At 65.2% G+C, this 18870-nt stretch carries 19 protein-coding genes and 1 pseudogene; 5 read left to right on the top strand and 15 right to left on the bottom strand.

Annotation, left to right across the window (positions count from 1 at the left end):
- Nucleotides 1-505 precede the first annotated feature (505 nt).
- The 4 genes and pseudogenes from ATB98_RS25165 to ATB98_RS25150 all read right to left on the bottom strand — a co-directional run bounded on the left by ATB98_RS25165 (nt 506) and on the right by ATB98_RS25150 (nt 4994).
- Nucleotides 506-1683: pseudogene (locus tag ATB98_RS25165) on the bottom strand (IS110 family RNA-guided transposase).
- 497 nt (nt 1684-2180) lie between these two features.
- Nucleotides 2181-3035 carry a C40 family peptidase gene (locus ATB98_RS25160; protein ID WP_066878678.1) on the bottom strand — a complete coding sequence of 285 codons (855 nt, stop codon included), beginning with the start codon at nt 3033-3035 and terminating at the stop codon, nt 2181-2183.
- An 8-nt stretch (nt 3036-3043) separates the two neighbouring features.
- Nucleotides 3044-3388 carry a MarR family transcriptional regulator gene (locus tag ATB98_RS25155; RefSeq protein WP_066878689.1) on the bottom strand — a complete coding sequence of 115 codons (345 nt, stop codon included), beginning with the start codon at nt 3386-3388 and terminating at the stop codon, nt 3044-3046.
- 214 nt (nt 3389-3602) lie between these two features.
- The gene (locus tag ATB98_RS25150; RefSeq protein WP_066878676.1) at nt 3603-4994 is read right to left on the bottom strand and encodes a leucyl aminopeptidase family protein; all 1392 of its coding nucleotides are present in this window, start codon (nt 4992-4994) and stop codon (nt 3603-3605) included.
- Between the two features lie 126 nt (nt 4995-5120).
- Here ATB98_RS25150 and ATB98_RS25145 point away from each other — a divergent pair, with 126 nt between their 5' ends.
- Complete coding sequence (locus ATB98_RS25145; protein WP_066878687.1) at nt 5121-5945, top strand: tetratricopeptide repeat protein; 825 nt, start codon at nt 5121-5123, stop codon at nt 5943-5945.
- Nucleotides 5946-5985: 40 nt separating this feature from the next.
- On the opposite strand, the gene ATB98_RS25140 is transcribed toward ATB98_RS25145, so the two are convergent.
- From ATB98_RS25140 to ATB98_RS25090, 11 genes are all read right to left on the bottom strand, one after another.
- On the bottom strand, nt 5986-6414 hold the full coding sequence (locus tag ATB98_RS25140; protein ID WP_066878674.1) for a type II toxin-antitoxin system VapC family toxin: 429 nt from the start codon (nt 6412-6414) through the stop codon (nt 5986-5988).
- Nucleotides 6414-6656 carry a type II toxin-antitoxin system VapB family antitoxin gene (locus ATB98_RS25135; protein WP_066878672.1) on the bottom strand — a complete coding sequence of 81 codons (243 nt, stop codon included), beginning with the start codon at nt 6654-6656 and terminating at the stop codon, nt 6414-6416. Before ATB98_RS25135 ends, ATB98_RS25140 begins: the two co-directional genes overlap by 1 nt.
- A 297-nt stretch (nt 6657-6953) precedes the next feature.
- The gene (locus ATB98_RS25130; protein WP_066878670.1) at nt 6954-7937 is read right to left on the bottom strand and encodes a type II secretion system F family protein; all 984 of its coding nucleotides are present in this window, start codon (nt 7935-7937) and stop codon (nt 6954-6956) included.
- A gap of 10 nt (nt 7938-7947) precedes the next feature.
- Nucleotides 7948-8958, bottom strand: coding sequence for a type II secretion system F family protein (locus ATB98_RS25125; protein ID WP_066878668.1), 1011 nt, complete (start codon nt 8956-8958; stop codon nt 7948-7950).
- Between the two features lie 48 nt (nt 8959-9006).
- Nucleotides 9007-10473: a CpaF family protein gene (locus ATB98_RS25120; protein ID WP_066878666.1), complete on the bottom strand. Its 1467-nt coding sequence runs from the start codon at nt 10471-10473 to the stop codon at nt 9007-9009.
- Nucleotides 10474-10629: 156 nt separating this feature from the next.
- The gene (locus ATB98_RS25115) at nt 10630-11916 is read right to left on the bottom strand and encodes an AAA family ATPase (RefSeq protein WP_066878664.1); all 1287 of its coding nucleotides are present in this window, start codon (nt 11914-11916) and stop codon (nt 10630-10632) included.
- Nucleotides 11917-11941: 25 nt separating this feature from the next.
- On the bottom strand, nt 11942-12634 hold the full coding sequence (locus tag ATB98_RS25110) for a CpaD family pilus assembly protein (RefSeq protein ID WP_066878662.1): 693 nt from the start codon (nt 12632-12634) through the stop codon (nt 11942-11944).
- A gap of 56 nt (nt 12635-12690) precedes the next feature.
- Nucleotides 12691-14223 carry a type II and III secretion system protein family protein gene (locus tag ATB98_RS25105; protein WP_066878660.1) on the bottom strand — a complete coding sequence of 511 codons (1533 nt, stop codon included), beginning with the start codon at nt 14221-14223 and terminating at the stop codon, nt 12691-12693.
- Nucleotides 14224-14235: 12 nt separating this feature from the next.
- Complete coding sequence (cpaB, locus tag ATB98_RS25100) at nt 14236-15051, bottom strand: Flp pilus assembly protein CpaB (protein ID WP_066878659.1); 816 nt, start codon at nt 15049-15051, stop codon at nt 14236-14238.
- Between the two features lie 127 nt (nt 15052-15178).
- A complete protein-coding gene (locus ATB98_RS25095) occupies nt 15179-15691 on the bottom strand; it encodes an A24 family peptidase (RefSeq protein ID WP_066878686.1) in 513 nt (170 codons plus the stop codon).
- Between the two features lie 126 nt (nt 15692-15817).
- Nucleotides 15818-15997 carry a Flp family type IVb pilin gene (locus tag ATB98_RS25090; protein ID WP_066878657.1) on the bottom strand — a complete coding sequence of 60 codons (180 nt, stop codon included), beginning with the start codon at nt 15995-15997 and terminating at the stop codon, nt 15818-15820.
- 251 nt (nt 15998-16248) lie between these two features.
- Here ATB98_RS25090 and ATB98_RS25085 point away from each other — a divergent pair, with 251 nt between their 5' ends.
- From ATB98_RS25085 to ATB98_RS25070, 4 genes are all read left to right on the top strand, one after another.
- Nucleotides 16249-16671 (top strand): pilus assembly protein N-terminal domain-containing protein, encoded by a 423-nt coding sequence (locus ATB98_RS25085; protein ID WP_066878655.1) that lies wholly within the window; start codon nt 16249-16251, stop codon nt 16669-16671.
- Between the two features lie 107 nt (nt 16672-16778).
- Entirely contained in the window at nt 16779-17372 is a 594-nt protein-coding gene (locus ATB98_RS25080; RefSeq protein ID WP_066878653.1) for a TadE/TadG family type IV pilus assembly protein, read from the top strand.
- Nucleotides 17373-17379: 7 nt separating this feature from the next.
- On the top strand, nt 17380-17970 hold the full coding sequence (locus ATB98_RS25075) for a TadE/TadG family type IV pilus assembly protein (protein ID WP_066878651.1): 591 nt from the start codon (nt 17380-17382) through the stop codon (nt 17968-17970).
- Between the two features lie 336 nt (nt 17971-18306).
- Complete coding sequence (locus ATB98_RS25070) at nt 18307-18861, top strand: putative immunity protein (protein ID WP_066878649.1); 555 nt, start codon at nt 18307-18309, stop codon at nt 18859-18861.
- The last annotated feature ends 9 nt before the right edge of the window (nt 18862-18870 follow it).

Here is an 18870-nt window from a genome sequence, read left to right as displayed (position 1 = left end):
CCCCTCACATGAGGCTTTCGCCGTCAAGCCCCTGCGTATGAGGAGTTCCTCCTTGTTCGCCGGGTTCGGTCTTGCTCCTCGTCCCGACCTTGCGTTTTTTTGGTGGCATCGGGCGCAGATCGGGGCAAGGGCCGGCCAGCGGTCGGCCGCGCCAGCGGCTTGCCCTTGCGGCGATCTGCGCCCGATGCCATGATGGCGTGTTCGTCGGGGAACCCGCCGTTGCACGCCGGGGTGGCGAGGCATGCTTGGGTTGCGCGTGCGATCGCTTCCGCGACAATCGGGTGAGCCCTTTGTCGCCATGCGCGTCGGACAGGCCGGTCCGCGCATAACCTCACATCCGGTCGCCGCCCTCAGGCGGGCGCACCAATCTTCCGCTTGCAGCGGGGAGGGCTCGGGAGAACGAGGCCATTCTCATCCACGGCGTTTTCTGCCAGGGGGCGGAAGTCGGTTCGTTCACCCGATTTCTCCGAAGCGGATCAGGCTGCGGAGAAAGCGTCAAGCGGCATCAGGCAGTCGTCGTCATCACCATGCCCTCGATGATGACGCCCCGGGTGACGTATTTCCACAGCGCCACCAAAAGCTTGCGCGCCACAGCGGTGATCATCACCTTCTTGAGGCGACCGCCGTTCTGCCTGACCCGGTCGTGGAACCATCGGCTGATCGCGGTCTGCGGCTGATGGCGCAGCCACAGCCAGGCCAGTTGGATCAGCGTCGTGCGCAGCCGCGGATTGCCCGCCTTGGAGACGCCCTGCTCGCAACGGATCGTGCCGCTTCGCCAGGGCGTTGGCGCCAGGCCGGCATAGGCCGCCACTTGCCGGCGGTTGTCGAACGGCCGGAACAGGCCTTCGGTGAAGAGAATGCCGGCAGAGCCGGGGCCGATGCCCTTGATCGCGAGCAGCCGCGCCATGACGGCGGGGCCGGCGTCGGCGGCGGCACGCGTATCGGCCACCAGCGCCTTGAGCGCCGCGATCAGCGCCTTCATCTGCTGCAGCAGCAGTTCGAGCCGGTCGAGCAGCCGATCGACTGCGCCTTCAGATGCGGCCCGAGCGGACGCCCGTCGCCGCCGCGCAGCTCCGCCAGGCGCTGCCGGCGGTCGCGGCGCAACGGCCGGTAGTCCCGGATCCCCTGAGCGAACAGCAGGCCCTTGATGCGGTTGACGTGGCGGACACGCTCGGCGGTCAGTTCCTGGCGCTCGCGCACCAGCCGGCGGCGATCCTCCTCTTCCGGCGTCGGCGCCCGGACCATCGAGCAGACGCGCGGCTCGCCCCGCTTGAAGGCCATGAGCGTTCGCACCAACGTCTCGCCGTCGATCCGGTCCGTCTTCACCCGCCGGCGGCGGCGCGGCATGGCGATCGAGGCCGGATCGACGACATGGCTCTCGATCCCTTGCGCCTGCAGGGCGCGGTGGATCCAGAAGCCGTCGAGACCGGCCTCCTGGATGACGATCACCGGAAAGGTGCGCCCGGTGCGCGCCTCGGCCTTGCGCTTGAGTGTCGCGAAGCGATCGAAAAGGCCGGCCAGATCGCCGCCGTCCACCACGTGCCGCGACATCTTCTCGCCCCCGCCCGGCGACAGCGACGTCACCAGCCATTTCGCCCGTGACAGTTCCAATGAAACGAAAATTGCACCAAGATCGGTGCGGATAGTGCCCGCGCAATCAGGGCTTTGTGCAATCACATCCATGAGACCCTCCANTTGCACCAAGATCGGTGCGGATAGTGCCCGCGCAATCAGGGCTTTGTGCAATCACATCCATGAGACCCTCCAAGGTTCTGGGTTAGCAACACGACTTTGGCAAAAGCCGCGGCGCTATCCACCCCCCTCATGGAATCTCATCCGCCTGCCGGCCGCGCCGACGCCAGTCCCCTCTCCCCGTTTTTACGGGGAGAGGNAAGGTTCTGGGTTAGCAACACGACTTTGGCAAAAGCCGCGGCGCTATCCACCCCCCTCATGGAATCTCATCCGCCTGCCGGCACCTTCTCCCCGCCTGCGGCCGCCTGCGGGGCGAAGGGACCGTGCAGCAACGCCTCAGTCGCCTCTCCGCAGGCGGGGTGCAGGCAGGGAGAGGGGACTGGCGCCAGTGCCGCATCTCCCTTCTCCCCGCCTGGCCTGCGGGGAGAAGGTCGCGGCAGCGGGATCAGGGGCAATTCAGGAGCGGTATCAGCAGGTCGGCCTGCCGTCTAAGGCCGCCGATAGGCCGTCGGCGCGCCGTAGAGATAGCCGATGCGGCGAATGGCATCCTCCAGCCCTTCGCGCGCGACCGTCATGGTGTGGCCGTTGGCGTGGACCAGCGTCTTCTCATCCTCCATGATCGCCACATGGCCCTTCCAGAAGACGAGGTCGCCGCGGATGAGTTCCTCGCGCGCGACCGGACGGCCGATCGAGGCCGCCTGCATGTCGGTGTCGCGCAGGACGCGGCGGCCGGTCATCTGCATCGAGAGCTGCACGAGGCCCGAGCAGTCGATGCCGAAGCCGGAGCGGCCGCCCCAGAGATAGGGCGTTTCGAGAAAGCGGATGGCGATCGAAACGTAGTCGTCGGCAGGCGGGCTTGCGGCCGGGGTGCAATGGTTGGCGACGATCGCCAGCCCGTCGTCCATGAGGAAATAGCGCGTGCCGCGCGTCTCCGCTTCCCCGGTGACGTTGAGCCTGCTTCCCATCGAGAGCGCGAAGGCTTGCGGAAAGCGCAGGTCGGCGCCCCGGTAGACGAAGGTCCGCGGCACCGCGACGATGTGCGTCGCCGCGGCCGCGGGAGGCTTCACCATGGTCTCGGGCACGTAGCCGACATAATCGTCGAAATCGGACTTGACCCAGGCCCATCCGCCGGCGGCGTCGAGCACGCGCAGCGCTTCGCCGTAGAGCAGTTCCGTATCGGTACCGCAGCCGGGTTCGGGTCTCGCCCGCAAGGGCAGGACCGGCACCGACACGGTTGCCGGCGTGCCTTCGACGAAGCGCTTCGCTTCGACGAAGCCGCGCAGGCGCGCCTCCGCAAGATCGGCGCGATAGGCATTGAGACGGCGGTCGAGGACTTCGGGCATGGGCAAGCTCACAGATTCCGCCCCTGATTGATGATCAGATCGCCGAATTTTTCAAGATAGAGCGCACCCTCGACCGTGCGTTTGATGACGACGTTGCGCCTGTCGCGCTCGTCGCGGACACGATCGACGAGGCCGAGCGCGCCCATCGTGTCGAGCGCGCGCGTGATCACCGGCTTCGTCACCCCTAGCGTCGCGGCAAGACCGCGCACCGTGTGCGGCGGCGGCACCAGATAGATCTGCAAGAGGATCGCCATCTGGCGGAGCGTCAGGTCGCGGCTGTCGACGCGCACCTGCTCGAGCGCGACGGCGTGCCAGAGCCCGAGCGCTCGGGAGGGCGTCAGTTCGACCGGCAAGGGAAACTCCTGCATGAAGCGAGGCCGCCAGCATAGCCGGCCGATCGTTACGCAAGCGTTTCTTTTCTGACCCGATTTTGGTTGCCGCATCCCGCTGCCGCGCCGCCCGCTACCTTTGAGAGCGTCGGAGGCAAAGCAGGGCCCGCCGCGAGTCCCTTCTCCCCATCAAAATGGGGAGAAGGTGCCGGCAGGCGGATGAGGGGCGGCAACGCTGCTACCCTGCAATGCGCCCGATATGATGATACAACGCCCGGATCGTCTGGGCCTCGCCGCCGACCGGCGAATGCGGACGCTCCGACTGGGCCCAGCCGAAAATGTCGAGATGCACCCAGCTCTTCGCATTCGTGACGAAACGCTTGAGGAAGAGCGCCGCGGTGATCGCGCCGCCCATGCCGCCGGCGGGCGCGTTGGTCAGATCGGCGATGCGGGCGGAGATGTCCTTGTCGTAGCCCATGTGCAGCGGCATCCGCCAGATCGGATCGTCGACGGTCAGGCTCGCCTCGCTCAGGTCGCGGGCGAGGTCTTCGTCGTCGGTGAAGAAGGGCGGCAGGTCGGGACCGAGCGCGACGCGGGCCGCGCCCGTCAGCGTCGCCATGTCGACGATGAGATCGGTCTCCGCCTCATCGGCATAGGCAAGCGCGTCGGCGAGAATGAGCCTGCCCTCGGCATCGGTGTTGTCGATCTGCACCGTCAGCCCCTTGCGGCTCCGGTAGACGTCGCCCGGCCGGAAGGCATTGGACGAGATCGAGTTCTCGACGACCGGAACGATGACGCGCAGATCGACCTTGAGCTTCGCATCCATGATCATCAGCGCGAGGCCCATGACATTGGCGGCACCGCCCATGTCCTTCTTCATCAGGAGCATCGAGGAGGCCGGCTTGATGTCGAGGCCGCCGGTGTCGAAGCAGACGCCCTTGCCGACGAGTGTCACTTTCCTGTGTCCCTTCCTGCCCCAGCGCATCTCGATGAGCCGCGGCGCCTCGGCGCTGGCGCGGCCGACGGTGTGGACCAGCGGGAAATTCTGGGTGAGCAGGGCCTCGCCGGAGATCACCGAGACATCGGCCTTGTAATGGGCGGCGAGCGCCCGGAAGGCGGCCTCCAGCGCCTCCGGCCCCAAGTCGTTGGTGGGCGTGTTGATCAGGTCGCGCGCGAGAAAGACGCCGGCGAGCTGCCGCTTGATGTCGGTCGCGTCCGCGTCGGCCGGGATCAGCAGCGTCGGCGGCTCGGCCCTTGCGGCCTTGTAGCGCTCGAAGCGGTAGGAGCCGAGGCCGTAGCCGAGCGCCAGGCGGTTGGCGGTGAGCGGCGCCGTTTCGATATGCCATTTGCCGGCCGGGAGCGCCCGCGCGAGCTTTCCGGCGAGGAAGGGCGCCTCGGAGGGATTGCCGCCCAATCCGAACAATGCGCCGCCGAGATGGCCGTCGGCCGAGGGGATGAGCAGGACCGCACCGGATTCTGCCTTGAACCCCGCCTTGCGAGCCCAATCGAGCGCGATCGGATCGATGCTCCCCGTCTCGATATGCGCCGGCGTCACCGCGAAGATCGGCAGCGTCTTGCCGTTGCTGGTGTTGAACGGCGACGGCCGTTCGATGAACTGATAGGGAGCCATGGGAGTCCTCGATTAACGGATACGACGGGCGCGATTAACGCTCTGTTAGGGTTAACAGATTATTGCTGGAGTGAAAGTTGCGCCGCTGACGTTCGGAGTTCCGGTGCGAATGAATGCTGGGGCTCGATCATCATGCAAGACACTCTCTCCTTCCACCTGCGCCGCCTCGCCCTGGGAGCGGGCGTCGCACTGCTGGCGCTCTCGCTCGCCGGCTGCGCCGGACAGGAGGGCAGGAAGGAACTGACGACCGGCTCGATTCCGAAACATTCCAAGCCCGTCGCCTCGATGAACGCGACCGAGCTTGCCGCGGCGGCGGAAAGCATCGGCCAGGCCTATGAGCGCAATCCGAAGGATCGCGAGGCGGGTCTCAACTATGCCAATCTCCTGCGGATGACCGGACGCAACGAACAGGCGCTCGCCGTCATGCAGCAGGTGGCGATCAACCATCCGACGGACCGCGACGTGCTTGGCGCCTATGGCAAGGCGCAGGCCGCCGCGGGCCAGCTGGAGCAGGCGCTCCAGACGATCAGCCGGGCGCAGACGCCGGACAGACCGGACTGGAAGCTGAAATCGGCCGAAGGCGCCATCCTCGACCAGCTCGGCCGCTCGACCGAAGCGCGCCGGCGCTACCGCGAGGCCCTGGACCTCCAGCCCAACGAACCTTCGGTGCTCTCCAATCTCGGCATGTCCTATCTCCTGACCAAGGACCTGCGCACCGCCGAGACCTACCTCAAATCGGCCGCGGGCCAGCCCGGCGCCGACAGCAGCGTGCGGCAGAACCTCGCGCTTGCCGTCGGCCTGCAGGGCCGCTTCCAGGAAGCCGAAGCGATCGCCCGGCAGGAGCTGACGCCCGAGCAGGCGGAAGCGAACGTCGCCTATCTGCGTTCGATGCTGACGCAGCAGGGCGCCTGGAAGCAGCTCGCCAAGGCGGATGACGGGAATACGAACTAAATTCGCGGCAGCGACGGGCGCTTCGGATGCTGGATCATCTTCACGCCAGATCGGTCCGGGCGAAGTCGTCTCCCTTGTAGATGAGCCCCACCCGGCAGGCCTTTGCACAGGCATAGGCGAAGCAATCGCCGACGTTGAGATCGGCCGGATGCCCGACGGCCTTGCCATAGGTCATGGCCGCATCGAGCGCCTCGTCCCCGATCGAGGCGGAAATGGCGATCTCCTCGGCTCCGAGTTCGGCAACCAGCTCGTCCACGAGCCCGCGCGCGGCGGCGAGGATTTCGGGCGTCGGCCTGGCAGCCGCGCCGCCTTTCGTCGCGGCCGCTCGAGCCAACGCCAGGGCGGCCTCGAAACGCACGAGCGGGGAAACGAAGCATGCGTTCTGCACATCCGACAGCCGCTTAGCGAGCTCCTCCCATCCCGGCTCCTGATTGATGACGGCGACGAGCGCTGAGGCGTCGACGAACATCAGGCGTCGCCCCACATCTCGTCGGTGTAGGCCTTCATGTCGAAATCTCGATTGGGAAGCCCGATCTTCGCCGCCTTCTCATGGATGCTGGCAAGCCGCTCGCGCAGCGGCACGCTCGCGCGGGCGCGCTCCAGCTCATGGCGGAGCGCAGCCCGGACGGCATCGGTCTTGGTGGCCCTGGTCAGCCTGGCAAGCTTCTCGGCCATCCCGGTTACCTCATCGTCACGAATGAACAGCGGCACGTGATATCTCCTTTTGGAAATCAAGATATCGCAATGAAGCAATCACGGCAATGACGTTACAACTTACCGAGGCCGATGACGGGAATACCAACTAGACCATTTTCCTTTGCGCCGCATGGGGCGCGCCCCTCATCCGGCCTGCCGGCCACCTTCTCCCCGCAGGCGGGGCGAAGGGGACTCGCGGCAGCGCCTCGGTCCTCGCCCCCTCGGAACGAGGAGAGGGCTAGGGTGAGGGGCCGCCTGCGCGGCGCGCAGAGGCGAGCACTCAAGCGTTTCAATGCGATTGCGGCCTTGGGCCTAAAACTTGTCCGCGACCTGTATGCCCGCCGGACCGAGGATGACGGCGACGAGGACCGGCAGGAAGAAGAGGATCATCGGCACTGTCAGTTTGGGCGGCAAGGCGGCTGCCTTTTTCTCCGCCGCGGTCATGCGCTGGTCGCGGCTTTCCTGGGCGAGCACGCGCAGCGCCTGGGCGACCGGGGTGCCGTAGCGGTCGGCCTGGATCAAGGCTTGCGTCACCGATTTCACCTCTTCGAGGCCGGTGCGCAGACCCAGGTTCTCGAGCGCGATGCGCCGGTCGGGCAGGAAGGAGAGTTCCGCCGTCGTCAGCACCAGCTCCTCGGCGAGCGGCGGCGACTGCGCGGCGATCTCGTCGGCGACGCGGCGCATGGCGAGTTCCATCGAGACGCCCGATTCGACGCAGATCAGCAGCAGGTCGAGCGCGTCCGGCCAGGCGCGGCGGATGGAATGCTGGCGCTTGGAGACGGCGTTGGCGACGAAGATGTTCGGCGCATAGAAGCCGAGATAGGCGAAGCCGAGGGCGAACAGCAGCCGGACCATCAGCGGCTTCTCGGCGAAGTTGCCAAGAACGAAAATGTAGAAGACCGCAACGACCAGGAACAGGAACGGCAGGCAGAAGCGGGCGAAGAGGAAGCTGTTGAGGGCGTTCTGCGAACGGTAGCCGGCAGTCTTCAGGCGGTTGACGGTGTTGTCGTCCACCAGCGCCTTCCTGAGGTTCAGCCGTTCGACGATATCGCGCACGGAGGTGTTGTGCTGCGTCCTGAGGCTTGCGCGGCTGCTCGTCGCCTCGGCATTGAGCCGGGCGCGTTCGCGGGCGCGGATCTGATCGCGCTCGGTCGCGACCGATTTCATCCGCTTCGCCAGATCCCCGCGCTCGAAGAGGGGCGCGGCCAGCGAATAGAAGGTGGCGAGCACGGCCATCGACACGAGCGCCGCGACGATGATGTTCGGATCGGTAAGCGTTTCTATCCAGCCGTCCACCGCCCTCACCTCAAATGTCGAAGTTGATCATGTTGCGCATGACGAAGATGCCGATGCTCATCCAGACGGCGGAGGCGCCCATGATGATGTGGCCGCGCGGATCGGTGAACAGGATCGTCATGTAATCGGGCGAGGTCAGATAGACGAGCGTCGCCACGATGAAGGGCAGCGCGCCGATGATGCAGGCGGAGGCCTTCGCCTCCATCGACAGCGCATTGACCTTGGCCTTCATCTTCTTGCGTTCGCGCAGGACCTTGGAGAGGTTGCCGAGCGCTTCGGAGAGGTTGCCGCCCGCCTGCGCCTGGATGGCGATGACGATCGCGAAGAAATTCACCTCCGGCAGCGGAATGCTCTGGTTCATGCGGGCGCAGGCTTCCGGGACGTTGAGGCCGACCTGCTGGGACTCGACCACACGACGAAACTCCGTCTTGACCGGCTCCTGCGAATCGCTAGCGATGAGCCGCAGCGCATCGTTCAGCGGTAGGCCCGATTTGATCGAGCGGACCATGACGTCGAGAGCGTTCGGGAACTCCTCGAGGAATTTCTTGCAGCGGCGCTTGATCATGAAGCCGACCACCCAGCGCGGCAGGCCGGCGGCGGCAATCAGCCCCACGCCCGCGGCAACGAGCAGTCCGGCGCCGGCCAGAAGAACGACGAGGAAGGCGAACAGGCCGAAGAGGGCGCTGAAAAGATAGAACTGCGCGAGCGAGATCGACAGATTCGCCTGCGCCAGCCGCTTCTTCATCGAAGGCGCCGTATTGGCGGATTTTTCCTGCTGCTTCTTCTCGAGCTCCTTCAGCGAATCCTGCACGGATTTGCGCCGCTTCGACATCTCGTTGACGCGGTCGCGCGCCGCCTTGATCTTGTTGCGGTCGGTTTCGGCGGCGCTGACGCGGCGAAGCCGTCCTTCCGCCTTCTTCTCGTTCTCGATGCGGGAATAGAGCACGCCGTAGGCGAGCGCCGCCGCCGCCAGCGCCACGAGGCCGGCCAGTGCCAGGACGGTGATGTCTATGCCGAACATCGTGCAGTCTCGATCCTTCGCTTCAGCGGCCTTCCTTCTGAATCCGCTCTATTGCTTTTCCATCGCGTCGAGGGTCGCGGCGAGCCGCTTGTCCTCGTTGAAATACCGGGCCCGGTCCCAGAAATGCGGCCGGCCGATGCCGGTCGAGACGTGGCGGCCGATGATCCGGCCATTGGCGTCCTCGCCGTCGATCTCGTAGCGCATCAGGTCCTGGGTGATGATGACGTCGCCTTCCATGCCGGTGACCTCGGTGACGTGGGTGATGCGGCGGGAGCCGTCGCGCAGGCGCGAGGCCTGGATGATGACGTCGACGGAACCGGCGATGATCTCGCGAACGGTCTTGGCCGGCAGCGTGTAGCCGCCCATGGCGATCATCGATTCCATGCGGCTCAGGCACTCGCGCGGCGTGTTGGCGTGGATCGTTCCCATCGAGCCGTCGTGGCCGGTGTTCATCGCCTGCAAAAGGTCGAAGACCTCCGGGCCGCGCACTTCGCCGACGATGATGCGTTCGGGACGCATGCGCAGGCAGTTCTTGACGAGGTCGCGCATGGTGATCTCGCCCTCGCCCTCGATGTTCGGCGGGCGCGTTTCGAGCCGGACCACGTGCGGCTGCTGCAATTGCAGTTCGGCCGAGTCCTCGCAGGTGATGATGCGCTCGGTGCTGTCGATGTAGCGCGTCAGGCAGTTGAGCAGCGTCGTCTTGCCGGAGCCGGTGCCGCCGGAAATGACGATGTTGCAGCGGACGCGGCCGATGATCTGCAGCAGGACCGCGCCCTCCGGCGTGATCGAGCCGAAGCGCACCAGTTGCTCCAGCGTCAGCTTGTCCTTCTTGAACTTGCGGATGGTGAGCGCCGCACCGTCGATCGCGAGCGGCGGCGCGATGACGTTGACGCGCGAACCGTCCGGCAGGCGCGCGTCGCAGATCGGGCTCGATTCGTCGACGCGGCGGCCGACCTGGCTGACGATGCGCTGGCAGATCGACAGGAGCTGCGCGTTGTCGCGGAAGCGGATCTCGGATTCCTCGACCTTGCCGCCGACTTCGATGAAGGTCTGGCCGGCGCCGTTGACCATGATGTCGGCGATGTCGTCGCGGGCAAGCAGGGGTTCGAGCGGGCCGTAGCCGAGCACGTCGTTGCAGATGTCGTCGAGCAGTTCCTCCTGCTCGGAAATCGACATCGCGAAATTCTTGATGGTGATGATGTCGTTGACGATGTCGCGGATTTCCTCGCGCGCGCTCTCGGTGTCGAGCTTGGAAAGCTGCGAGAGGTCGATCGTGTCGATCAGCGCGGAGAAGACCTGCGACTTGGTGTCGTAATAGTCCTCCGCCCTTGGCGCGCGCCGGCGTGCGGGCGGCGGGGCCGGCTGCGGGCGCGCGGCCTGGGCCGGCAGCTCGCTGAGAACCGGCGCGGCGGGACGCTCCATCACGACCGGCTGCGCGGCCGGCATCGACGGCGGAGGTGCGGCGCCTCGCGCTCCGCCCTTGCCAAAACCTTCATTTCCGCGTTTGCCAAACATCACATCATTCCGGTTGCTTCATCGATCCTCTATACGGAAGAGCCGCCTTCGTTCCTCCACCGGCCAAAGCGCGCCGCGCTTGAATCTCTTCATGCGACGCGCCTGGTTTTCATGCTGTGTCGTCCCAAACCGCTGCATGCTTCCCGGCGGCATGCATCAGCGCCTGCCGAGCCTTGCCAAAACCTTTCCGAGACCGCCCCGGCGGGCCTTCTTGATCGCCGTGCGCCCCGTGAGCAGATGGGCGAGCTGCGAGAAGGTCTCCGCGGCCGGCGCTTTCCGATCGATTTCCGCAATCATCCGGCCGCTGTTGGAAGCGTTGCCGAAGAGCACAGCGTCGAAGGGGATGATGGCCGCGGCCTCGATCTCCAGCGACTCGCAGAATTCGTTCGGGGCGATTTCCGGCCGCTTCGGCATGCCCACCTGGTTGAGGACGAGGTGCGGCGTCCTGTCGTTCGGCCGCAGCTTCTTCATGGCGTCGAGCAGGTTCTTGGTGTTTCTCAGGCTCGCGAGATCCGGAACGGCGGTGATCACCACCTCGTCGGCCTCGGCGAGCACCGAGCGGGTCCAGTCGGACCAGGCATGCGGGACGTCGAGCACCGAAACCGGCGCGCTGCGCTGGAGGACCTCGAGGATCGGATGAAAGGCCGCGGACTCGAAATCATAGGCGCGGTCGAGCATCGAGGGTGCGGCGAGCAGCGACAGGTGCTCGGAGCACTTGGTCAGGAGCCGGTCGAGGAAGACCTCGTCGAGCCGCTCGGGCGCGAAGACGGCCTCGGCGATCCCCTGCGGCGGGTCCTGGTCGAAGTCGATATTGGCGGTGCCGTAGGGCAGGTCGAGATCGGCGAGGATCGTCTCGGTCGAGAAAAGGTGGGAGATGCCCCAGGCGCAATTGTGCGCGATCACCGACGAGCCGCAGCCGCCCTTCGCGCCGATGAAGGCGAGGCTTCGCCCCAGCGGCTCGGCCTCCGGATCGACGAAGATCGCCGAGATGGCCGTGAGGATGTCCGCCATTCCGACCGGCGAGACCATGTATTCCGAGATGCCGTTCCTGATCAGCTCGCGATAGAGCGCGATGTCGTTGTGGCGGCCGATGATGATGACCTTGGTGCTCGGGTCGCAGACTTCGGCGAGCGGCGCGAGCTCCGAAAGCAGCGCGCGCGGCTCGGTCGCGGTTTCGAGGATGATCAGATTGGGCGTCGAGACGCTTGCGAACATGTTGGCGGCGGCGGCGACGCTGCCGCCGGTGATGCGGAGACTCACCTTCGCCATGCGGCGGTCCTGGCCGCAGCGCTCCATCAGCCGCTGCACCGCCTCGCTTTCGCAGAAGGCGTGGATCGAGATGCGCGGCAGCGGCCGGAGCTGGTCGAGATCGCCCGGGCGGGTCGCGTCCGCGGCAAAGTCCCCCGCCCCGTCATTGTCGATCATGTAGTCAATCGCGCTCATCGCTTTTCCTTGAGAGAGGTCCGCATCAGTTGAAGACGATCGTCGTTCCGCCGTTGCCCGAGTCGCTGCCGCGCCAGGTGTCGATCACCTGGCCGCGCTGCTCGGCGTCGATCGGCGACATCTGGCGCGGGCCGATCAGGTCGGTCGGATTGGCGATCTGGGCGGCGAGGTTGGACTGCGAGGCGCAGCCGAAATTGTAGTAGTTGCGGTTCTCCAGCGTATTGAGCGTCACGTCCTCGGGCCATTCGCCGCAGGGTGCGGTCTGCGCGGCGATCGCCACGTAGCTCAGGCGAATGGGCGCGGCATCGCCGGTCGCACCGGCTTCGTAGCCGGTCTCGATCATCCGGCTCGCGGGCACGCCGCTTGCCGCCAGCAGCCGGCGGATTTCCTTGCGGACGATCTGGGCGGCATGGCTGTTTGCCGATCCGCGCGGCAGCACGATCTGGATGACGCCGCTCGACGCCTTGCGGTATTCGCTGGCAAAGCCGCGGATCACGTCGCGCGTTCCCTGGGGCAGGCGCGTGTCGCCGGAGGCGACGGGAATGTCAATCGTCCGCTCCGCCTCGGCAAGCACGATCGGGTGCCGCGTGCGGTAGTCGTCGGGGATCGCACCGGTCGTCGTCTGGTCCCTGGTGCCGCAGCCGGCAAGGAGACCGGCGACGATCGCCAGGACGGCCGCGCGCGACAGGGTACGGTGCGGAATGCGGGTCGGGGCCATCGGGGCCTGCCTTTCAAGACTGTCTCGAGCTGCGCTTCGGTTGTTCATGACCCGACCTATTTGTAGATGAAGCCGACATTGCCGTGGTAGCGGCCGACGGGCGGCTCCGCCTCCGGGCGCCCATAGATGCGGTTGACGCGGCCGAGGAAGAAGCTCTCGAAATCATTGGCCGGATTGAAGTTGTCATCCGGGCGCGAAAGCGCGCTGCGGGCGACCGGTCGCACGAGATAGGGCGTGGCGATGATGACGAGCTCCGTCTCGTTGCGCTGGAAGTCCTTGCTGCGGAAGAGCGTGCCGAGGATCGGGATCTTCGAGGCCGCGGGCAGACCGGACATGGCCTGGCGAATATTGTCCTGGACGAGGCCGGCGATGACGATCGAGCCGCCGGACGGCAGTTCGACGCTGGTCGACGCCTCGCGGCGGCGGATGCCGAGGAAGGTCTGGCCGGGGATGCTGGTCATCGAGTTGCCGGTTACGACCGAACCCTCATAGGTCGGCTCGGAGACTTCCGTCTCGACCGCCAGGCTGATGCGGCCCGCGCCGAGAACGACGGGCTTGAAATTCAGCCTGATGCCGTATTCGACGTCGTTGACCTCGCGCGCGACCGTCGTTTCCCCCGAGGTAGCATCCGTGCCGACTTCCTGCACGCCGGCGAGCCGGAAATCGCCGCCGACATAGAACTTAGCCTCCTGGCCGGAGATCGCCGTCAGGCTCGGCTCGGCAAGCGTGCGCATGACGCCGGCCTGCTCCATCGCATTGATATAGCTCGAGATCGTCGTGCCGCCGATCGAACCCTTGATGAGTGCATTGGCGCCGACGCTGATCGCGTCGCCGAGATTGGCCGGATTGCGGAAGCTCAGGCCACTCTCGCCGTCGGAGACGCGACCGTTGAAGCCGAGCTGCTTCAGCACCTGCCGGCTGACTTCGGCAACGGTCACCTTCAGCGTCACCTGATCCTCACCCTCGATCGTCAGGAGATTGACGATCTGCGATGTCTGGCGATCTTCGGCGAAGATGCTGGAATCACCGTTATTGCCCAAGGCGGTCAGGTTGCGGGTCGTCGCCTCGCCGCCTTTGAGGAAGGCGCGGGCAAGGTCGACGGCCTTGGTCGAGTCGAGCGGCGTGCGGACCGTGCCGGTCAGGACGACGTTGTCGGAGACGATCTCGACACGGATGTCGGCATCGGGAATGAACCGGCGCAGATTGGCTTCGAGCCCGGCGACGTCTCGCTCGACGGCGACCTCGAGGCTGACGATCTCCTCGCCGCGGGGGCCGAAGACGAAGATGTTCGTCTGGCCGACCGTCTTGCCGAAGAGATAGATGCGGCGGGAGGTGCGGGTGACCGCGTCGGCGAGCGACGGATCGGCGACGAGGATGTCATGCGCATCGGTCGGCAGATCGATGACGACCGCCTTGTTGAGGCCGAGATTGACGGTCTTGCGCACGCCCGGACCGCTTTCCGTGATCCTGACGACGGAAGAGGCCGCGGCCGTGGCCGCCGGAATCGGCAGCGTGATGCCCGAGAACGCCAGGCAGAAGGAGAGGCCGGCTGCGAGAGAGGCCCGAAATTTGTGTCCGTTCCGCTTCACCTTGCGCCCCGCTTAGTTCTGGTTCTCGACCGCGGCACCGTCGCTCTTCACGATGGAGCCCGATTTGATGAGCTGGATGCTCGGCCGGCCGTCGCCGCTCAGGAGATGGTCGGCGGCGCTGGTGTCCGGCTCCTGCGCATCGGCGACGCTGCGCAGCGCCAGCGAGATGCGCTCGGCGATCTGCTGCGCCACCGTCATGACTTTCGATTGATCCGGCGTCAGCTCGAGCGTCGCCGTGGTGCCGATGACGGATTTCGAACCGTCCTCCTTCTCCTCGACCTGCTGGTCGATCGCGAGGACGCGGACGTTGCTCAGCACCGTTTCGGTGAGATAGAGGCCGTCGCCGTCGGACTTCCGCACCATGATGACGTCGACCCGATCGTTCGGCAGGATGAAGCCGCCGGCGCCGGTGGCAACGGTGATCTCGGTGGAGACGGCCCGCTTCCCGGCCGGCAGCAGCGACGACATGATGCGGCTGGATGCGTCGGCGATCTTTTCCTGGCGGACCGGCTCGCCGGTGAAGATCGGCAGGCGCACGACGGCGCCGGCAAGGTCGTCGACCGCCGCCGGCCGGTTTTCCTCGGTGATCATGCCGTCGGCGACGCCGTCCTTCGGCCAGGCCATCCAGTGGATCGAATCGGCGCCGAGACGGGAGCCGACCGGCAGGCTCTTGCTGGCGACCAGCACGTTGATCGTCGGCGCCTGCTCGATGACGGGTTCGGCAATCGTCGCAACGGGGCCGCGCCGGGTGAGCTTCATCGCCAACAGCCCGGCCATGGCGGCCGAGCCGACGGCCACCGCCAGAATGATGATACGCACCGGTTTCATGATCGTCCCAAAGCCCCAAGAATTGCCCTGGGCCAGATTGATCAGGAATTGGTGTAATTATGGTTAACGGATTGCTTATGTACGTGGTTAACGAGAAATGGCGATATTCCTCGCTGCCTGTGCGGGTTCATGAAAGCCGTGCGAATGCGACTTCCATCAGCGGCGACGAGGGGTAGGCTGCAAAGCCTCCGAGCGCGATCGCTATGCCATAAGGAACCTTCTTCGCCGTCAGCAACAGGCGCGGAACCGGGATACCACTCGCGAGAATCGCATTCTCCTGGCTGCGCAAGAGCAGAACCAGGAGCGTCAACAGACCGCCAAACACCGAGACATAGACGAGGAATGTTGCGAGCGACGCGTTGAGCCCAAACCAGATAGCGCTTGCAGTCAGCAGCTTGGCATCGCCTCCGCCCATCACGTTGGTCGCGAAAAGACAGAAACAGACTGCAAAGACGGCGGCGGCGGCGGCCAGGTGCCAGCCGATTTGCTCAATTCCGAAACCGGCCAGCGGTGCCACGATGATAAATGCGCCAAGAAGGATGGCGGACACCCGATTAGGTATCGTCATCGTCAAAAGATCCGAGAGTGCGGCAATCGCAAGGCAAAGCGGAAAGACTACAAGGATGGCGGCTTCAATCATTCCTTTGCCCTTGAACCGGTCCGAATTGCACATCCCACCGGCGCCGACATCTCGGACATCGCGTCGCGGCAACACAGACCGCCCTTGCTTAGGACGGTCTGTGTTATGAGAGTACGCCGAGGCAGATTAGTTGTCTTCTGCTACACTGAGGTAGGTAGACAAGTTATCAAACTGCTCGTTCAGTGCAGTGCCGAGCGTCGTCGCGCCGGTAATCAGCGCCACCGAGATCAGCGCTGCGATCAGGCCGTATTCGATTGCGGTTGCACCGGACTCGTCCTTCATCAGACGGGCGAAGATGGTCTTCATGGTGATTCTCCTACTCCACTTGTTGTTCAGCACGTCCGCCAACTGTTGCCGTTGATCGGATGCCCTGAAATTAGCGGGGTCTAATTTCTTTCGGCTTAAGGAAACCGGTTAGCGTCAAGTTAAATTCGCCTCGCACCTTCTTGGGTAAATGTGCGGAAAATGGATGGGTTAAATTGCCTCGCGCCGGCGTAACCTTTCATTCACCAAAAGGCGCCAAGATGCGGGCCTGTCTTCGCCATTCAGGACGCGCCATGAACACGCCTCTTGCGACCAAGCCGGTCGCCATTCTCACAGTCGCCGCCGCGCTTCTTGCGCTTTTCGCGCCGAAGGCGGTGCAGGCGGCGGAGGAGATGATGCGCGTCTATATGGATCATGCGCGCGTGCTGAAGCTCGACCGGCCGGTCAGCAAGGTGATCATCGGCAATTCCGACGTCGCCGATGCGACCGTCGCGGATGCGAAGACGATCGTGCTGACGGGGAGGAATTTCGGCACTACCAATCTCGTCATCCTCGACCAGGACGGCAATGCCATCGTCGACGAGCGCATCCTGGTGTCGATCGACGAGGGCAATACGGTGCGCGTCTACAAGCAGACGGCACGCACCGTTCTTTCCTGCACGCCCAATTGCGAGCGCGCCGAGCGGCAGGCGTCGACGGCGAGCGCCAGCGACTGAACCGCTCGCAAATTCCAAACCACTAAAATTCTCCGGGTCGTTGAAAACGAATTTTCAACGATCGCCGCGTATTTTGCACCGACCAGTTGACACGACGGAACGGCGCAATGTCGATCGAAGAGAAAGCATCGAGCTCCCGGACGCCTTCGGGTCCCGGCCCATTTCGCCGTTTCGTCGGCGACCGGAAGGGCGCGACCGCCATCGAGTTCGCGCTGCTTGCGATGCCCTTCTTCATCGTCCTTTTCGCCTCGATCGAGACCTTCGTCGCCTTCGCCGGCGAACAATTGCTGGCAAACGCCACCGACACGCTGGCGCGCAAGATCCGCACCGGCGAGATCACCTCCGCCACGACGGAGACAGAGTTCCGCCAGGCCTTCTGCGACGAAATCTCGATCCTGATGACCTGCTCGGCGACCGAGGTGACAGCGCCCGCCAAGCTCTATCTCGATGTCCGCAAGATTACCGACCTCGGCAATTTCCCGGACGCTGTGCCGCGGGTCGGGTCCGACCTCGACACCAGCGTTTTCACCTTCGCGCCGGGGGGCTCCGGGGAGATCACCATGGTGCGCGCCTATTACCGCTGGGAAGTGATCACCGATCTCGTTCGCCCCTATGTCACCAAGCTCAGGCCGGCCGGCGACAGCATGCCGCGCGACTACCTGATGGTCGCGACCGCGACTTTCCGCAACGAAGACTATTGAGGCCGCCATGCGATATTCCCGCGCCCTTTCGCTCTGCCGGCCCGGTCTCAACTCTCTCCGCCGCCTCCTGCGCGACCGGCGCGGCGTCGGCGCCGTCGAATTCGCGATCGTCGCGCCGCTGCTGATCGCCGCCTATATCGGCGCCTTCGAGCTTTCGCTCGGCTTCACCGTCGCCCGCAAGGTCGCGCGCGCGTCGAGTACGGTGAGCGATATCGTCACGCAGGAGCAGGACGTCGACAAGGCCCTGCTCGACGACATGAGGAATGTCGCAAAGAACATCCTCGTCCCTTACGACGGTTCCGACTACGAGCTGAAGATCACCGGCATCCAGGTGACCGGCACGACGGAAGGCACGGTCCTCTGGTCTCGCGGCTGGTCGGATGAGAGCGAAAGCGCCACCGTGCCCTACGCGGCCAATTCCAAGACCAGCGTGCCGTCGGACCTCGAGGCGGTGAACGCCTTCGTCGTGCGCACCGAGCTCACCGTCAATCACCAGCTGACCCTTTTCGGTTCCGACACCGCCGGCACGATCCCGCTTTCCAAGACCTCCTACTACCGCCAGCGCTTCGGCACCGAGATCAAGTGCACGGATTGCTGATCCCCGAACGAAATCCGCTCCGACCGGACCGCTGGCTGTCGTCCGCGCCGAAGCATTTTGCAGTCAGGTGGAATCACCTGACGTCGCACAAATGCGGCGAAACAAGAAGATAGAGCGGTGGCGCGAACGCATGCGAGCGCATCCCGCTCTGACGTGAACGCATGACGTTTTGATCGGTCTTCCCATGACGGCCGAGTGCTTGCATCGTTCCTCCCGGGCATTGCCGAGTTTGCGCGCGGTCTCATCAGCGAGCCCGCGAAAGAAAGCACAGGCGACAACCCGACCGCAAAGCCGTCATGCTTGCCTGGATGATCGACGTTCATTGGAGAGGTTGAGATGGCAAAATCCCCGCAGGCACTGAGCGAATCCGAGCGACGCCTCGTCGCTGCATGGGCCGCCGACTGTGCCGAACGGGTTCTGTGGATTTTCGAGGCTGAAAGGCCGGCGGACGGTCGTCCGCGCGCCGCCATCGTTCGGGCGCGGGCATATTCCCGCGGCGAATTGGACACTGCCGTTGAAATCCGCCAGCGGTTCATGGGTGGCGGCGCTGCGAAGGACGCCAAGTCTGCCGCAGCCGCCGCTGCTGCCAGAGCCGCAGGCCAAGCCGCCGCCGTTTGCCACATGGGTGCACATGCCTTGGGCGCCGCAGCCTATGCCGTCAAGGCCGCCAGCCTAGCGTCCCCCGACCGGCCGGAAGCAGCCGACGATGAGGTCCGCTGGCAGCTCATGCATATGAACGCGGAGGTACGGACCGCGCTGCGAGCGCTTCCGCCCGTAGGCGAGGACAGGTCGGGTCCGCTGGGGCAAGGGCTTCTCGCATCGGGTCAACTGGGCATGATAATCCGCGACCTTCAGACTGGCCTTGCCCAGCCGGACCTGATGAAAGATTGAAAAAGTTCT

It is taken from the genome of Sinorhizobium saheli (genome assembly GCF_001651875.1).
In the GTDB taxonomy this organism is placed as follows: Bacteria; Pseudomonadota; Alphaproteobacteria; order Rhizobiales; family Rhizobiaceae; genus Sinorhizobium; species Sinorhizobium saheli.
Note: the sequence above shows the minus strand (reverse complement) of the source record. Positions and strands in the feature narration are given on the sequence as shown.

Excerpts from the sequence above, each read along its gene's own strand:
- ATB98_RS25160 (WP_066878678.1), bottom strand. The coding sequence starts at position 3,035 with ATGCCCGAAGTCCTCGACCGCCGTCTCAATGCCTATCGCGCCGATCTT.
- ATB98_RS25150 (WP_066878676.1), bottom strand. The coding sequence starts at position 4,994 with ATGGCTCCCTATCAGTTCATCGAACGGCCGTCGCCGTTCAACACCAGC.
- ATB98_RS25140 (WP_066878674.1), bottom strand. The coding sequence starts at position 6,414 with ATGTTCGTCGACGCCTCAGCGCTCGTCGCCGTCATCAATCAGGAGCCG.
- ATB98_RS25125 (WP_066878668.1), bottom strand. The coding sequence starts at position 8,958 with ATGTTCGGCATAGACATCACCGTCCTGGCACTGGCCGGCCTCGTGGCG.
- ATB98_RS25120 (WP_066878666.1), bottom strand. The coding sequence starts at position 10,473 with ATGTTTGGCAAACGCGGAAATGAAGGTTTTGGCAAGGGCGGAGCGCGA.
- ATB98_RS25115 (WP_066878664.1), bottom strand. The coding sequence starts at position 11,916 with ATGAGCGCGATTGACTACATGATCGACAATGACGGGGCGGGGGACTTT.
- ATB98_RS25110 (WP_066878662.1), bottom strand. The coding sequence starts at position 12,634 with ATGGCCCCGACCCGCATTCCGCACCGTACCCTGTCGCGCGCGGCCGTC.
- cpaB (WP_066878659.1), bottom strand. The coding sequence starts at position 15,051 with ATGAAACCGGTGCGTATCATCATTCTGGCGGTGGCCGTCGGCTCGGCC.
- ATB98_RS25095 (WP_066878686.1), bottom strand. The coding sequence starts at position 15,691 with ATGATTGAAGCCGCCATCCTTGTAGTCTTTCCGCTTTGCCTTGCGATT.
- ATB98_RS25090 (WP_066878657.1), bottom strand. The coding sequence starts at position 15,997 with ATGAAGACCATCTTCGCCCGTCTGATGAAGGACGAGTCCGGTGCAACC.
- ATB98_RS25085 (WP_066878655.1), top strand. The coding sequence starts at position 16,249 with ATGAACACGCCTCTTGCGACCAAGCCGGTCGCCATTCTCACAGTCGCC.
- ATB98_RS25080 (WP_066878653.1), top strand. The coding sequence starts at position 16,779 with ATGTCGATCGAAGAGAAAGCATCGAGCTCCCGGACGCCTTCGGGTCCC.
- ATB98_RS25075 (WP_066878651.1), top strand. The coding sequence starts at position 17,380 with ATGCGATATTCCCGCGCCCTTTCGCTCTGCCGGCCCGGTCTCAACTCT.
- ATB98_RS25070 (WP_066878649.1), top strand. The coding sequence starts at position 18,307 with ATGGCAAAATCCCCGCAGGCACTGAGCGAATCCGAGCGACGCCTCGTC.